Origin of the sequence: Gimesia sp., assembly GCF_040219335.1 — a bacterium.
Lineage (GTDB): Bacteria > Planctomycetota > Planctomycetia > Planctomycetales > Planctomycetaceae > Gimesia.
In genome coordinates this window covers 22,253-37,721 of the sequence record NZ_JAVJSQ010000030.1, presented here as the reverse complement: position 1 = coordinate 37,721, position 15,469 = coordinate 22,253, and the positions used below count along the sequence as shown (strand labels likewise).

11 protein-coding genes are annotated in these 15,469 nt (G+C 53.2%); 7 read left to right on the top strand and 4 right to left on the bottom strand.

Features of this window, described 5'->3' with window-relative positions; genetic code table 11:
• Nucleotides 1–4 precede the first annotated feature (4 nt).
• From RID21_RS24830 to RID21_RS24820, 3 genes are all read left to right on the top strand, one after another.
• Nucleotides 5–1,330: an Nramp family divalent metal transporter gene (locus RID21_RS24830; RefSeq protein ID WP_155365809.1), complete on the top strand. Its 1,326-nt coding sequence runs from the start codon at nucleotides 5–7 to the stop codon at nucleotides 1,328–1,330.
• A gap of 7 nt (nucleotides 1,331–1,337) precedes the next feature.
• Nucleotides 1,338–2,768, top strand: a complete 1,431-nt coding sequence (locus RID21_RS24825; protein ID WP_350193619.1) for a sulfatase family protein — start codon at nucleotides 1,338–1,340, stop codon at nucleotides 2,766–2,768.
• A gap of 1,172 nt (nucleotides 2,769–3,940) precedes the next feature.
• Nucleotides 3,941–4,501, top strand: coding sequence for a DUF309 domain-containing protein (locus RID21_RS24820; RefSeq protein ID WP_145042995.1), 561 nt, complete (start codon nucleotides 3,941–3,943; stop codon nucleotides 4,499–4,501).
• 95 nt (nucleotides 4,502–4,596) lie between these two features.
• Here RID21_RS24820 and RID21_RS24815 read toward each other — a convergent pair whose 3' ends face one another.
• Nucleotides 4,597–5,874 (bottom strand): alpha/beta hydrolase, encoded by a 1,278-nt coding sequence (locus RID21_RS24815; RefSeq protein WP_155365811.1) that lies wholly within the window; start codon nucleotides 5,872–5,874, stop codon nucleotides 4,597–4,599.
• A 267-nt stretch (nucleotides 5,875–6,141) separates the two neighbouring features.
• Here RID21_RS24815 and RID21_RS24810 point away from each other — a divergent pair, with 267 nt between their 5' ends.
• The gene (locus RID21_RS24810) at nucleotides 6,142–7,584 is read left to right on the top strand and encodes a sulfatase-like hydrolase/transferase (RefSeq protein WP_350193617.1); all 1,443 of its coding nucleotides are present in this window, start codon (nucleotides 6,142–6,144) and stop codon (nucleotides 7,582–7,584) included.
• 548 nt (nucleotides 7,585–8,132) lie between these two features.
• Nucleotides 8,133–8,573 carry a hypothetical protein gene (locus tag RID21_RS24805; RefSeq protein WP_350193615.1) on the top strand — a complete coding sequence of 147 codons (441 nt, stop codon included), beginning with the start codon at nucleotides 8,133–8,135 and terminating at the stop codon, nucleotides 8,571–8,573.
• A gap of 39 nt (nucleotides 8,574–8,612) precedes the next feature.
• Here RID21_RS24805 and RID21_RS24800 read toward each other — a convergent pair whose 3' ends face one another.
• Entirely contained in the window at nucleotides 8,613–9,536 is a 924-nt protein-coding gene (locus tag RID21_RS24800) for an HDOD domain-containing protein (protein ID WP_350193613.1), read from the bottom strand.
• A 370-nt stretch (nucleotides 9,537–9,906) separates the two neighbouring features.
• Here RID21_RS24800 and RID21_RS24795 point away from each other — a divergent pair, with 370 nt between their 5' ends.
• Nucleotides 9,907–10,965 (top strand): M42 family metallopeptidase, encoded by a 1,059-nt coding sequence (locus RID21_RS24795; RefSeq protein ID WP_350193611.1) that lies wholly within the window; start codon nucleotides 9,907–9,909, stop codon nucleotides 10,963–10,965.
• Between the two features lie 25 nt (nucleotides 10,966–10,990).
• Here the strand turns inward: RID21_RS24795 and hemL are convergent, their stop codons facing one another.
• Complete coding sequence (gene hemL / locus RID21_RS24790) at nucleotides 10,991–12,286, bottom strand: glutamate-1-semialdehyde 2,1-aminomutase (protein WP_350193609.1); 1,296 nt, start codon at nucleotides 12,284–12,286, stop codon at nucleotides 10,991–10,993.
• Between the two features lie 15 nt (nucleotides 12,287–12,301).
• A complete protein-coding gene (locus tag RID21_RS24785) occupies nucleotides 12,302–13,570 on the bottom strand; it encodes a PQQ-binding-like beta-propeller repeat protein (protein ID WP_350193607.1) in 1,269 nt (422 codons plus the stop codon).
• A 255-nt stretch (nucleotides 13,571–13,825) separates the two neighbouring features.
• Between RID21_RS24785 and RID21_RS24780 the strand changes: the two genes are divergently transcribed.
• On the top strand, nucleotides 13,826–15,427 hold the full coding sequence (locus RID21_RS24780; protein WP_350193605.1) for an ABC1 kinase family protein: 1,602 nt from the start codon (nucleotides 13,826–13,828) through the stop codon (nucleotides 15,425–15,427).
• The last annotated feature ends 42 nt before the right edge of the window (nucleotides 15,428–15,469 follow it).

The window sequence follows — 15,469 nt, the reverse complement described above, 5'->3', positions numbered from 1 at the left end:
TCCCGTGAGTGAAGCAGCAGCAGAATCAGCAACGAATAGCCGGCCCCACTGGTGGCAACGGATTGGCCCCGGACTGGTAACCGCCTGTGTTGTGATTGGTCCCGGAAGTATTTTGACCAGTTCCAATCTGGGGGCGAAAGACGGCTACAGCATGATCTGGGTCGTACTGGTCTCCGTTATCTTCATGCTGGTGTATACGTCGCTGGGGGCGAAGCTGGGAACGGTTACCAGTGAGTCAACCTGCACGTTGCTGGCAAAAATGGTCGGACGGCCACTGACGGTGCTGATCGGTTGTGGGGTCTTCTTTATCTCGGCGGCCTATCAGTTCGGTAATAACCTGGGTGTGCACTCCGCTCTTGAGAATTATACGGACTTCAAATATGGCGTGGTGATCTTTAATGCCATCTCGATTGCATTTCTGTTCGGCTTCAAGAATCTGTACAAGCTGGTCGAACGCTTGATGTCGATCTTCGTGGCTTTAATGCTGGCGTCCTTTGCCATCAATCTGTTTTTTGCCAAACCCAATCTGCTGGAAATGGCGCAGGGAATTATTCCCAGTGCAGGCAGTGATTCGGATTCGATCCTGAATATTTCGCTGCTGGGACTGGTGGGAACGACCTTTGTGATTACCGCTGCTTTTTATCAGTCCTACCTGGCCCGTTTTAAAGGCTGGAAGGTTAAGGACCTGAAAGATGGTCGGATCGATGCCTGTATCAGCGCCACGATCATGGCGTTGATCACGATTATGATCATGTCGACCGCTGCCGCAGTGTTGCGGGGGAAAGATCTGTCGGGCGTCGGTGATGTCGGAAATGCATTGCAGCCGCTGTTTGGTGATAAAGGGCAGATTCTGTTCTGTATCGGATTGTTCTCAGCAGCCTACTCGTCTTTTATTGTGAATTCGATGATCGGTGGGTTTATTCTGTCAGACAGCCTGGGCCTGGGAGGGACTCCCCAGGATAAATGGACGCGTATCCTGACGGCAGCAGTTTTATTGACCGGGATGTTTGTGGCCCTCTACGTGATCCAGTCAGGGACGCGACCGGTGGTGGCGATTGTCGCTGCCCAGGCGGTGACCGTTGTGGCGGCCCCTCTGGCTGCAGGTGCGTTATTGCTGCTGACGAGCAGTAAAAAAGTGATGGGCGAACATCGGAACGGAATCGGGGTGAATATTCTGGCCAGCATCGGCTTTCTGCTATTGCTGGGAATGGCCTGGTATATTGCGAGTGAGAAAGTGCTGCCCCAGATTCAGAAAATGCGGGGTGCATCCACGGCGATGATTCAGGTTGAACCTGTGGAAACGAAACTTGCGCTTCAAAACAGGAACTGAGAGTGTTATGAAACGTCTGAGTGTGAATGTCTGTCTGATCTGCTGCGTGGTTCTCTTCGCACTGCCCGTGCAGGCTGCGGAACAAAAGCAGGACCAGCGCCCGAACATCATCTTTATTCTGCTCGATAACGTAGGCAAGGACTGGTTCCGCTGTTACGGGAGTTCGGAAAATCAGACGCCGACCATCGATCATCTGGCTTATAACGGTCTGCGGTTTCGCAACTGTTATGTGACGCCGGTCTGCAGTACGACGCGGCATATGCTGCTTACGGGACGCTACCCGTTCCGTTCGGGCTGGCATACGCACCACGATCCCGCGATTTACGGGGGTGGCTATTTTGACTGGAACCGGGAAATCTGCTTCGCCCGGATTCTGCGTGATGCAGGGTATAACACGTGTATCTCCGGGAAGTGGCAGATCAATGATCTGTTCGATCCCGCACAGAAAGACGCTCTGATCGAGCATGGATTTCAGGAGTACTGTATTTTTCCGGAAGGGAAAAAAGGGCATCCGGCTCATAAGAAACGCTACTGGGATCCGTATGTGATTCAGAATGGGAAGCGGCTGGATACGCAGGGGAAATTCGGTCCGGATATTTTTACCGACTACCTGATTGAGTATATGAAGACGCATCGGGATAAGCCGTTCTGTGCTTATTACTCTACGATTCTGACTCACATCCCCGTGGTGCATACGCCGCATAATCTGGGAGAAGACCTGACGCCGCGTGAGCAGTTTGCGGGCATGCTGAATTATTCGGATCACCTGATCGGGCGGCTTGTCAAGGCGCTGGACGAACTGGGTATCCGCGACAATACGATTCTGTTTATCGTGCCCGATAACGGGACAGATAACGGGACCGATCAGAATGCGGAACAGAGCCTGGGAGGCCGGATCAACGGTCGTGTTTCGGGAGAGGGGATCTACTCGCTGAAAGAGCAGGGCATTAACATGCCACTGATTATCAATTGTCCGAAGCTGGTGGGCAGAGAACGGGTCAGCGATGACCTGATTGATGCGGCCGATTTTCTGCCGACGCTGGCTGATCTGGCCGACGCCCCGCTGCCATCGGGAGTGACGATTGACGGCAGGTCGTTTGCACCGCAGATTCTGGATCAGCCCCGTGAGGAGCCCTGGCGTCCGTGGTGTCTGACCCAGTATTACAAGCAGCGGGTGGTTCGCGATCAGCGGTTCAAGCTGTATTCCACCGGCGAGTTTTATGATCTGTCAGAGGACCCGCTCGAGCAGCACGACTTGTCGGGAACCGAACGCGTGAAAACTGATCGGGCGACTGGATCGTCGCAGGCGGAACTGCAGGCGGTGCTGGATTCGCTGCCGGAAAACGCGAAGCTGCCCTGGGAGTTTCGCAGTATCTCGGCGCGGAAAATTCGGGCTGAGGAATCGCGTCAGAAAGAGGCGGAGAAGACGGGCAACTAGTTTGCTCGCGAATAGCGGCGGTTCCTGCTGTGCTATCCTAACATTCGTGCAAACCCTTCGAGCGGGATGAATCTGCACTGCGCATGTTGTCAGCCTCACTGTTTTCATCTCTCTATGCGCGCGACGGTCGAGTACAATGGGTACCAATGACCCAATGACCGTTCCAGGCGGGGCTGATGCCCTGCGGCTCATTCGTCTTGCTTGTGTTGACTGATGGTGAGATTGTGTGGAACGGCGCGCGGGGGTCAAGGGGAGCTTGTGCTTTGAATTCTCCATGAAAGATCTGAGTTTCGTGTGAGTTGCCTGTGAAATGCTCTAAATGTGCTCCGAAATGATTTGAAATCGTACGAGACATTGAGAAGTAGTGCTGAGGGTTCCGGTGAAAAGGTTGAAAAATCGACGGCGATTCAGGTGCATCTGGATGACTGGTCACGCAGATTCCAGTGCTCATTTCGTCCGCCTCGCGCGCGAAGCACAATTGCGATAATTTATGATTGGGGGAGAGCGGATCAAGTTCAGTTTGAGCAGTGGTGGGGGCAGGAATGGTCAGGTGTCAAATGAGTGGGGAGGGCGAATCCCGTTTATCAGAAGTGGGGAGTCGTTTCCCTGTGTTGGGAATTTGTTAGCACCCACTATGGGTTGCTATGGTGATCGAATGTGATATGGCGGGGTGCGTTTGCAAGTCCATTTACTATATATGGTTATGTTAAATGGCTTTGATTGGTACAAGCCTGGGAACTGATTTGCATGCGACTTGGATTGACTGACTGGAACCCGCTGCGGTGAAATTTCTCAAATTGACGCAAATTGCAAAATCTGGTCTTTAAGTTCAATAAAGCTTGTATATGATGGGTGAGTTAAAGCTTGAAAATAAGCGGATTCAGCTTGTTTTTTCAGTTTCCTACCCCTTTGCTCTCTGCTGCATTGATTGCTGACTGTGAGCCGACAACAAGCGAGCCCATTTGGATGAGGGGCGGAGCCCGAGTAATTTCAATTTGCGCTACCTGTGCGGAAATTATTATGAATAAATAAGTCAGGTTCAGATATCAAATCTAATTTCCTGACACATTTAAGAGCCTCCCGTGCCACCCAGGCACATCTGTCAATGAATGAGACAGATCAGAGTTTTGTTGTTTTTAGCTAATTAGAAGAGAATTTGGAGATTTTAGAGGATGGTTTATCCTGTTGCTGAAGTTGTACGTCTACTGCCATCATCCCGACTGCCTGAATATACGTTTGTGCCTGGCAAGAGTTTGCCGCATCCCTATCGTGATCCCAAGGGCCACAGCTACGGTAATAAGCCGAAGCCCCCGAAGGCGCTCACGCAGGAAAACTGGATGGAGCACCGGAACTATCTGAACGCGATCGACTTCTTCAACCTGGGCTACTACTGGGAAGCCCATGATGAATGGGAGCGTCTGTTACGCGTCTGTGGTCCGGATTCGATTCCAGGCCGTTTCCTGAAGGGACTGGTCAAGCTGTCCGCTGCCGGTATCAAAGTTCGCGAAGGCAGTATTCATGGTGTGCGTCGTCATGCTGCTTCCGCTGGTGAAGTATTTGCAGACGTGGCCGCGGAGTCAAACGCCGATCATTACTGTGGACTGGAACTGACTCGCTTGCAGTTCGCTGCAGACCGGGCTGCTCAGTTGAAGTATCCCGATGATCTGACGATGGGCGAACCGATTCGCGTCTTCCCCTTCCTGCTGGAACCAGAACCGTTCCCGCTGGGCTAGGTTGCCAAGATTGATCTGCTTTGACAGTTCAAAATAGAAAGAGCACACTTTGGTGTGCTCTTTTTTTATGTCTGCTGTTGGTGACATTTGCCTGTTCAACGGAAAGTGCCGCGAACCGCCCGTCCCAGCAGACTGCCGCCACTGCTGTTGAACTTCCAGGCCAGATCCTGCAGCAGGGAACGCAGGTTGCGACGCTGGACTGGAATCCCTTCGAACACCAGTCGGACATCGGAGAGGACGGTGACGCTGTCTGCGTGGTAAGAGTGTCCCAGGGCGAACAGGTTTGTATCGATGTCGGATGCATCCACCACGTTGATCTTCTTGAATTTGGGGAAGACCGTCAGGTAGGAGCCCCCTTCTCCCAGCCTTTGATGCCAGAGCGAATTCACCACCCGGGAGGCTTTGAGGGCGAGGTCTTCCGAGGAAGAGTAGATGGTGAATCGGTCGGCGGTCTGCACGATGTGAGGGGCGATGGAATCTTTAAAGACCTGGGCGTCGATGTCGGGAGCGGTGAGGATGACCTCGTTAAACAGAGGTTTCTCCTGTCGCGCCAGTGTCAGCTTTTGAGAAATGTTTTTGAGTGCACGCGAGAGGACCCGGTTACCCATGCTGTGTGCGATGAGGTGAATCTTGCGTGCCCCGGATTCGCGGGCGATGGCTTCCACAAACAGGGTGACGTTTTCTTCGCACCATTGTGCGGTTCGTCCATCTTCCTTGTAGGCCCAGATCGAACCGCTGCTCTGCGAAGGCCAACTGTACATCAGCGGTGCCCCTTTGAATTTCAGATCGTAGGCGATCTGTGCGGTCCGCCGGGCTGCGTCTTCAAACGAGTTGTTGAATCCATGGATGAAAATAAAAGCTTCGCCGCCCCGTTGCAGAACGCCTGAGGCGGTTTCTTTTGTTTCGACGGAATCCTCGATGGTCTTACGGAGTTCGGTCAGGAAATGCGAACCGGAGGCTGGCTCGACCGATTTCAGTACGACATGCTTATCCGGGTTTTCGCGGAACTCCAGTTTCCAGATGCTGGGGGATTCCAGTTCTCCGGGTTGATGGTTTTCAGGGATGCTGACATCACAGAAACCGAGGGAGAGTGTGGACCGTTTCGTGCCGAAGAACTCTTTGGGTTTGGGGGAACCGGTGAGGTTGCGGTCGGTACCATAGAAGACGCGGATGGTCTCGTGTTTTTCTTTCTCCTCACGCTCCGAGCCTGAGGTAGAGTCTGGCGCTGCTTCTTCAGGCATAGGAGATTCGTCCTGCGTCACGCGCGGGGCTTTATCTGCATCTGGTTCAGGCATGGAATCTTTGGCGCTGTCACAGCCTGTCAGCATCAAGCCGGCCAGGGCCAGCGACATCAGGAGATGGGGGGCTTTCATCGTGCATCCTTGCAGTTTGAAACAATCCAACCGGACGGTGGTAAAATGAATATGGAAAAATACTTGATTCACGAGGATGGCTCAAGGTGAATCTCGGCCGGAACCAGCCTGGATCGTGTTCTGGAAAGACATGGGACCGACTGCCTTAACGCTAAAATTTGCTTTGGGTTACGCTCTCTGGTATGCTGGAAAGTCAGCTTCCGCTGAGGAATCAAATCAGCGGAGGCTTAAATAGAAAATCAATACCCGGACAGACAGGACCGTACTGTGAACAGCGCTCTCAGGATCTTTTGTTGTCTCGTTGCTTTCTGTATTGGATCGATCGAATCCCTGCAGGCGAAAGAGGCGAAGCAGGCCAACCCCAACTTTGTCATTATTTTCGCCGACGATCTGGGCTATGGGGATCTGGAATGCTACGGGCATCCCAGGTTCAAAACGCCGCATCTAAACCGGATGGCTGCGGAAGGGGCGCGGTTGACGCAGTTTAACGTTCCGGTCCCTTATTGTGCTCCTTCCCGTGCCACACTGTTGACGGGGCGTTACCCCTGGCGGCACGGCGTCTGGTTTAACCCGGCTCCGGATGGGAAGCAGTTCAATACGGGGGTGGGGATCGCGGACAGCGAAGTTCTCATCAGTGAGTTGCTGAAAGAGCAGGGGTACTCGACTTTGTGTGTCGGGAAATGGCATCTGGGCCACAATCCCCGGTTCTACCCCACGCGACACGGCTTCGATGATTACCTGGGGATTCTGTATTCCAACGACATGCGTCCCGTGAACCTGATCAAGGGGGAGCAGGTCATCGAGTATCCGGTCATACAAGCGAATTTAACGCAGCGCTATACCGAACGGGCCATTGAGTTCATCAAGGAAAATCAACAGAAGCCCTTCTTCCTGTATCTACCGCATGCGATGCCGCATAAGCCGCTGGCTGCCTCGGAAGCGTTCTACAAGAAAAGTGGAAACGGTCTGTATGGTGATGTGATAGCTGAGCTCGACTGGAGTGTGGGAGAGATTCTGAAAACTCTGAAGGACCTCAAGCTCGATGAAAATACGCTGGTGATCTTTGCCTCAGACAACGGGCCCTGGTTTGGTGGGAATACGGCTGGTCTGTCGGGAATGAAATCGACCAGTTGGGAAGGAGGGCTGCGTGTGCCGATGATCGCCCGCTGGCCTGGTAAGATTCCTCCGCGCCAGGTGATCGATACTGTCTGTGGTTCGATCGATGTGTTCCCGACGATCCTGAAGCAGGCGGGAATCAAGGTACCTGCTGACCGGGTGATTGACGGCAAGGATCTGTTTCCCGTGCTGACCGAGCAGGCGCCGACTCCGCATGAGGCGCTCTTCTCCATGAAAGGGAATTCCCTGTTTACGGTACGAAGCGGGCCCTGGAAGCTTCACATTAAGCCGTCCCCCCGACAGTTGCTGGCGAACCAGGGGAAAGACTGGGTTGACCCGCGCGGGCCCGATGGTGTGACGATCATTGCTCCTTATGAACAGGCTATGCCGAACCAGCCGCCCGGATTGCTCACGGGCGATCAGCCGGCACCGATGATGCTCTTCAATCTTGAAAAGGATCCCGCCGAGCAGCATAACGTGGCGAAGGACCATCCCGAAGTCGTGGCGCGTCTGCAGAAGCTGTATGAGGAGATGCAGACTCAGGTTCCCGATTCCATTCGATATTTCGATCCGCGGGCCCGCAGTAAAAAATAATCTGCGAAGTAACGAAGGTCTGATTCTTTCATCCAGAAGCCTGGTTGACTTTCCCGTTGCCTGCGCCCGTTTCACAGCTTGAAGAACGTTGCGTCTTCAGTTTCTGTACGCCAGTAAATTCAAGGCTGTACAGTAATTCTTATCCGGCTGTTAGATTCTCTCCGCTCAAACGTCGTCTGAAAAATCAGATGATCGTTACCAAAATCCAACATTCACTACCTGGAGTCCGTAGTAAAGGGTAGATATTGCCTCAGAGCTGAACACCTCACAAAGCTGTTTGTTTTATTTGTCGAACCTGTCGCGATGTCTTTTTACATCATTCCAGATTTCAATGTAGAAAAAGCACAACATTCAACGTTAAGAGTTAATGAATATCAAACAGGGCCATAATTCTTAACTCCCTTTTATCGTTGACTTTATCGAGGGGTTGCAACAGAGCTTACGGATTAGACATACGAATGGTCCGCTCTTTGCGTCTATTCAATGTTCTTAACAGTACACTGTTCAACAGCCTTGATGATCAACCAGAAGAAAGAGAGAACCACAGCATGGCATCTAAACGCGATCGAATGAGCGTCTATGAGCGTGACGGGGTAACCGTTCTGGATTTCGGAACTATGGAAATCTGGGATGGAGCCGATCTGGCACTGTTGCGTGAAACGCTCACGCGTCTGGTTGATCACGAAAAGTGCAAGTCGATTGGCGTCGAGCTGTCGTCAGTCAAATACATTCCGAGTGGCTTCTTTGGAATGTTGTACGACCTGTATGAAAAAGGGATCGCGGTGACTCTCTACAGCCCCCAGCCCAACGTCGCCAGCATGCTCTGGTTTAAACAGTTCTGTCAGCACACTGAAGACGGGCGTTATCTGCTGAAAAGCGATCTGGCATCAGCGCATGACAAGGCGTCTGATGACGAAGTGCGATCCGAAAAAGAAAAGTGGGACAAAAGTCTGAAGCAGTCGAACGACTACTCTACCACAGTTTCCTGAAGGGGAGGCACTGCGCCTCCCTGAAGAAGTACGCTCCTGTTATTCGGTTTCCAGAAGCACCGCATGTTTTTCGAGTCGATTTTTCAACGACAGGTAATTTCCCGTCGTTGTGGCTTCTTCTCTCAATTCCTGATCAATCTTGTCTGCCAGTTCAAACAGCTTGAATTCGGGCCAGGCATCATTCAATGTCAGTAACTGATCGAGCCCCTGCGGATTCTGTCTGAGTGGATCGGGGATCAGCGAAGCAACCGCCACGGCGGCTGCAGCTGTTTTACCGAGATTATCGTCTGTGAGCAGTTTGAGTCCCTCGTGATGCAGGTAGACAGCGCAGATCAAGTCATCAGGAAATGACCAGTCCAGCATTACGTTCGCTGCAGCTGCCGAGTGGTCCCAGCTGAAATGCCGGCGTTCATATTCACTCAACAGACAGGGATCGCTGTCCTGGTTGATCGTGAATGTCAGGTACAGATCAAACAGTTCCTTGGAGAGGATGGGCAGCAGGAAGTCTTCCAGCATGGCTGCCGAGAAAGCTACGTCGGCGTCGACCTTCATCAGCATGGCAATCTCGCGTGCCATCAATGCCCGTTCCAGGTTAGTACTCCAGAAGTTGGGCAGGTTGATCAGCTTGGAATCGCTGGTTGCCATCGCCTGTTTCAGACCGGTAGTGACGAGAAAGAGCTTAGTCGAACGAATTCCCAGCAGCGTAATCGTCTGTTGGATTGAGGAAACCTTCCGGCGTAATCCGAACGCGCTGGAGTTAACCATTCTCAACAGTTCGCAGGAAATCCCGGCATCAGTTTCGATGATCTTGCTGAGCTCTTTGGGAGTCGAAGCAGGATCTTCAGCCTTCCGCGAAAATTCCATCACTGCTTTGGGCAGCATTGGAAGTTTAATTTCCGGAGGCAGCGGGCTTTGTTTACCTTCACCGATCAGTTCTTTTCGCAGCTTTGTCCAGTCCGTCATCTGTTCCTCTATTACTCTCAGTCATGAAGTCGAAACAGCTCGCTACTGTTTCGCAAATTCAGGGTTACCAGACGGATCTTCACCCCTTGTCGCAAAAGGGAGAGGATCGCTTAACACATTGAAATCTTAGCTTAAGGTTTCTCTGTAAGTGGCGTTCTTTTCTGCTTTTTTTTCGCAGGAAACCCCTCCACAGGCAGCACGTTGATTTAATACAACACTGCTCTTCTGTCCAAAGAAAACCTACATTGAAAAATACTCATAAGTCACTAAAATTCATCCACTTAAACACATAATTAGAAAACGCTCGAGAGGAATGGCCTCACCTGCTTTCGGGCCCACAGCAAATTCTTAGCATTGTCAGGACAGAATCATGGAAGCGAAATCCTTGGAATTCCTCAAAAACCTACTTCATTCACCCGCTCCCTCGGGATACGAGCGACCCATTCAGGAGGTCGTGCGGGCGTATGTGAAAGAGTTTGCTGACGAAGTGAAAACCGACCTGCACGGCAATGTGATCGCGGCCGTCAATCCCGGAGCAAAACGACGGGTGATGTTCGCCGGCCACTGTGACCAGATTGGTCTACTGGTACAGCATATCGATGATGACGGCTACCTGTGGGCAAACCTGATCGGCGGTTGGGACATCCAGATGCTGCTCGGCCAGAACATGCAGGTCCACACCGATTCGGGGCCGATCCACGGCGTGATCGCTCGTAAAGCCATTCACCTGCTGACCCCGGAAGAACGCAAAACCGTGCCCGAGATCAAAGACCTCTGGATCGACATCGGAGCAAAAGATGGAGCGGAAGCCCGTGAGAAAGTCGCGATCGGGGATCCCATCACATTCGAGCTCGGTTTCCGACCGATGCTGAATCAGCTGGCTTCCGCACCCGGGATGGATAACCGCGTCGGGGTCTGGGTTGTGATGGAGGCCCTGCGCCAGGCGAGTGAAAAGTCACCCGAGTTCGGCGTCTTCTCGGTTTCGACAGTTCAGGAAGAGATCGGCCTGCGTGGTGCACAAACCAGTGCTTACTCGATTCAGCCTGAAGTCGGGATTGCCGTCGATGTGACCCATGCCACCGACTGTCCCGCGGTCAGTAAAAAGGAAAATGGCGAGATCAATGTCGGCGATGGTCCGGTTGTCTATCGCGGTCCGAATGTGAACCCGGTCGTTTTCTCAACGCTCACCGACCTGGCGGGGAAAAACGACATCTCCTGTCAGATTAACTCGATTTCGCGTCCCGCGGGTAACGATGCCAATGCGATGCAGTTGAACCAGGGAGGCATGGCGACCGGAATTGTCGCCATCCCCAACCGGTATATGCACAGCCCAGTCGAGGTCGTCTCGCTGGAAGACCTGGAGCACGCGGCGAATCTTCTGGCTGCATTCTGTCTGGAGATCAATGAACAGACGGATTTCACTCCGTAGTCAATTGTCGTTCAGATGAGATCGATCAGCCGATACTCTGCAGCACTTCTTCAACTGCCTGAATCGTCTGGTCGATATCTTCATCTGTCATACAGGTAGAAGCGAAGTTGGCTTCAAACTGGCTGCAGGGGAGATAGATACCCCGGTCAAGCATACCCTGGAAATAGCGGGCAAATCGCTCGGTATCATTCTGGGAAGAGACCGCAAAGCTGGTCACTTTTTCGGGATTGAAGAACAGCGTGAACATCGAGCCGCATTCTGCAAGCGTATGTGGTAGCCCCGCTTTGGAGGCCGCCGCGGAGAGTCCCTTTGTCAGTCGCTGCGTCTTTGTTTCCAGTTCCGGGTAGGGATTGGTTTCCCGCAGACACTCGAGTGTTGCGATACCGGATGCCATCGCGATCGGGTTTCCTGACAAGGTTCCGGCCTGGTAGACCGAGCCAACCGGAGAGATCGCATCCATGATTTCCGCTTTTCCACCATAAGCGCCGACAGGCATGCCGCCGCCGATGACTTTACCCAGCATACAGATATCGGGTGTCACTCCGAACCGCTGTTGGGCTCCACCGAGGGCGACACGAAATCCGGTCATGACTTCATCCATGATGAAGACCGACTGGTGCTGGGTACAAAGTTCCCTGACCGTTTCGAGGAATCCTGGTTCCGGCAAGACGACCCCCATGTTGCCTACAACCGGTTCGAGGATCACACCTGCGATCTGGTCACCTGCCTGGGAGAATGATTCCTTGAGTTGCTCTATGTCGTTGTACTCCAGGACCAGGGTGTCGGCTGTGCAACCCTGGGGAACGCCGGGACTGGATGGGGCGCCGAGTGTCAACGCACCACTGCCTGCCTGGACGAGCAGGCTGTCGACGTGCCCGTGATAACAGCCGGCAAACTTGATGATCTTATCCCGACCGGTGTAGCCGCGTGCCAGTCGAATCGCACTCATGGCGGCTTCAGTTCCTGAATTCACCATCCGGACTTTCTCGACGGAGGGAACCAGTTCCGCGACCAGTTCCGCCAGTTCGCTTTCCAGAACCGTAGGTGCTCCAAAGCTGGTCCCTTTTTTGAGTGCCTCTTCGATTCCAGACATGACCTGGGGATGCAGGTGTCCCAGAATGTGGGGGCCCCAGGAACCGACGAAATCAATGTAGCGGTTGCCGTCGATGTCATACAGGTACTGTCCCTCGCCGCGATCGATGACGACCGGGTGTCCGCCCACGGCGCCAAATGCCCGCGCCGGGCTGTTCACTCCTCCCGGAATGACCTTCAGGGCGCGTTCAAATTCTGCTTCACTTCGCGTACGGGAGCGGGATGTCATGGATCGGGAGTTCCTCTAGTTCGTAGTCATTTTTTCAGGAGTGACCGGGGCATCTGACCCCAGCTTGAGACATTTCAATGTTTTTGAATCTCTGACGTAGAGCAGACCATTTGACAGGGCAGGCAGAGCCCGTGTCGTGGAGTGGAAGATCTGCTCACTGGCCAGTTCTTTATAGGCATCCAGGGAGGCTTCGGCCAGTACCAGAGTGCCATCCGTTTTCATGATAATCAGTTTGTTGTCGGCTTCAAGTAAGGTCGCGTATCCAAAATCGTTCTCGGCCCATTCGACTTTGCGTGTCTGGGGATCAAAGCAAATCAGGCGGGCTGTGCCGATATCCTGACGACCATCTATGCCGATCAGCTTACCATCATATTCAATCGGCGTCGTGTACTGACTGGACATCGGCTTTTCGCCGCGCCAGATTTCCCGCGTGCCGATCTGTTCAATCTGGCCCCAGAAACCGCCCACGCCGTAGCTGGCTGTCGCAAAGATGTTGTTGCCGATCACTACAGGGTCGGCACCGTTCACCGTTGGGCCCCGCTTACCAAAGGGGAACTGAAACAGCACGTTGCCATTCTTCGGATCCAGGCCGGTCAGGTGCAGCCGGGTGATGAAGATTGCATAGAAGCGACCATGTCGAAAGGCAGAGGTTGGCGACGAGTAGCTGGCATCGTCCTGCAGTGCCTGCCACAAGGTAAAACCCTTGTCCAGGGAAAACGCAACCACGCCGGCATTCTTACGTTTGCCACCCACGTTGACCAGCAGTTTCTCTTCCACAATGATGGGCGTGCTGCCCACTCCGAAGTAACCATCACTGACCTGGAATTCTTTATGAGTGTCGCGCGACCAGACTACCTTGCCGGTCTTTAACTCCAGGCATTGCAGGCGGCCCGTGATGCCGTAAGTGTAAACCCAATTGTTGTGGATTAAAGGGACCGCGATCGGACCGTCATTCGGGTTGAAGGTTCCCCGGTAGCTGACCGGGGCGGACTGTTTCCAGATCGGTTCTCCCGTAACAGCATTGAGTGCTTCGACGATTTCCTGATCGCCAACCCGATGAAAGAGTACCAGTGTATTCTGAAAGACAGCGACACCTGCGTACCCGCTGCCGACGGGACGCTGCCATTTCAATTCCGGTCCGCCCGCAGGCCAGGACGCTGCGATGGTTTCGTCAGCAGCATGAGCATTTCGATAGGGACCCAGAATCTGGGGCCAGTCTCCCGCCTGACAAACGGGATTGGTGAAGAGGATGAGCAGCAGTAAGATGCCTTGTGGAATTCTCATGTGTCGGGCTCCGCCTTACAGATGAACGGGGATCAGATTTCACGGAATCTCATTTTAGCAGGAACGGGGCTTGGCTGCATAGGAACGTCTGTTATAGTCTGATAAGATAAAAGCTGAAACCAACCATCGAACAGGCTGCGCTTTCGAGAAAGGGTTTTCGTGAGATCGTTTGCCCGCCAGGAGAAAACTTTGGATTCAAACCCACTACGGTTAATCAGAAACTTACGCAGAAGTCGCGAGATCGTTACCGTTCTCATGAATTATGGTTTTGATGATCTCGTTGATCAGTTGGGGCTGAGGCGTTATCTCCGTTGGGGCCGCAGGCTGTTGTTCTGGAAACGCACCGAGCCTGAAGTCAAACTCACCCGTGCAAAACGAATTCGTCTTGCCCTGGAAAGTCTGGGTGTCACGTTTATCAAATTCGGTCAGGTGGTCAGCACGCGTCCCGATCTGGTGCCTCGCGATGTCGTCTCGGAATTGGAAAAACTGCAGGAGCGGGTTCCCTCCTTTCCCGGTGAAATCGCGATCGCCATCATCGAACGCGAACTGGGAGAACCCATCGAAAAGCTGTATGCCGAGTTTGATCCTGCTCCCCTGGCCGCCGGTTCGCTGGGGCAGGTGCATAAAGCCCGTCACCACGACGGTACGCCGCTGGTAGTCAAGGTGAAGCGGCCCGATATCGACCGGGTGATCGAGCAGGACCTGAGCCTGATGCACGAACTGGCGACCATGGTCGAACGCCATTTTCCGGATGCCGAAGTCTTCGATCCGGTGGGACTGGTTAATCAGTTTTCACGTACGATCCATCGCGAACTGCAGTTCAGCCGAGAGGCCCGCTCAACCGATGAGTTTTATCGCCTGTTCCAGGATGATGCGACGCTGTATGTTCCTAAAATCTACTCCGAGATGACCCAGGGTGACATCATCACTATGGAATTCATCGACGGCTATCGGATTGATGACGAACAGGAACTGCAAAACCTGCCCATCAGTGCGCATGAGGTCGCCGCGAACGGGGCACGGATCTTTATGAAAATGGTTTTCGAATTCGGCGTGTTTCATGCTGATCCGCATCCTGGGAATTTCCGGGTCCTGCATGATGGTTCGCTCTGCCTGATCGATTATGGCATGATTGGGGTTCTGGAAGAGGAACGCCGCGACTTGCTGGTCGACCTGTTACTGAATGTGGCCAAACAGGATACGAACAAACTCGTCGAAGTTGTGTTGAATATCGGTAAAGCCAAACGGGCCGTCGATCATCAGTTGCTCCGGGCGGATCTCCGCGATTTCATAGGCAATTATTATGGAATCCCGCTGGATCAGATCAGTGTAGGCAAGATGCTGACCGATTTTATCAACATCCTGGCGATTCACCGCATTCGCTGTCCTGTCGATATCATGCTGCTGATTCGGGCCATGATCACCCTGGAAGGGGTAGCTTCCCGAATTGCCCCCGATCTGAATATCGCTCAGGAAATGGAACCATATATTTATAAGCTCTCCTCGGAGCGATATCATCCGCGTGCGATTGCCAGCCGGATCTGGTCTGAGGCCTGCAGCTTTTCCAAGGTGATGCATGATCTGCCGGAACAGGTGGGACGAACCCTGGGGAAACTGGCCGATGACGAACTGCAGATCCACCTGGATCACAAGGGCATTGATCATCTCACGACCGAAATGGACCGCTCCGGGAACCGTCTGGCGATCGGAATGGTGATGTCGTCGCTGATCCTCGCTTCAGCCATAACACTTTCATCGGACACACGGCTGGTTTATATCAGCATTCCGATTTTCATGATGTCGAGTTTGTTGGGGATCTGGCTGATCTACGGCGTCTTCCGCAGCGGACGATTGTAAGATCGGATGACCTTACAATCGCCGTGTCAGCTGCAATGAGAA

Excerpts from the sequence above, each read along its gene's own strand:
- RID21_RS24825 (WP_350193619.1), top strand. The coding sequence starts at position 1,338 with ATGAAACGTCTGAGTGTGAATGTCTGTCTGATCTGCTGCGTGGTTCTC.
- RID21_RS24820 (WP_145042995.1), top strand. The coding sequence starts at position 3,941 with ATGGTTTATCCTGTTGCTGAAGTTGTACGTCTACTGCCATCATCCCGA.
- RID21_RS24815 (WP_155365811.1), bottom strand. The coding sequence starts at position 5,874 with ATGAAAGCCCCCCATCTCCTGATGTCGCTGGCCCTGGCCGGCTTGATG.
- RID21_RS24805 (WP_350193615.1), top strand. The coding sequence starts at position 8,133 with ATGGCATCTAAACGCGATCGAATGAGCGTCTATGAGCGTGACGGGGTA.
- RID21_RS24800 (WP_350193613.1), bottom strand. The coding sequence starts at position 9,536 with ATGACGGACTGGACAAAGCTGCGAAAAGAACTGATCGGTGAAGGTAAA.
- RID21_RS24795 (WP_350193611.1), top strand. The coding sequence starts at position 9,907 with ATGGAAGCGAAATCCTTGGAATTCCTCAAAAACCTACTTCATTCACCC.
- hemL (WP_350193609.1), bottom strand. The coding sequence starts at position 12,286 with ATGACATCCCGCTCCCGTACGCGAAGTGAAGCAGAATTTGAACGCGCC.
- RID21_RS24785 (WP_350193607.1), bottom strand. The coding sequence starts at position 13,570 with ATGAGAATTCCACAAGGCATCTTACTGCTGCTCATCCTCTTCACCAAT.
- RID21_RS24780 (WP_350193605.1), top strand. The coding sequence starts at position 13,826 with ATGAATTATGGTTTTGATGATCTCGTTGATCAGTTGGGGCTGAGGCGT.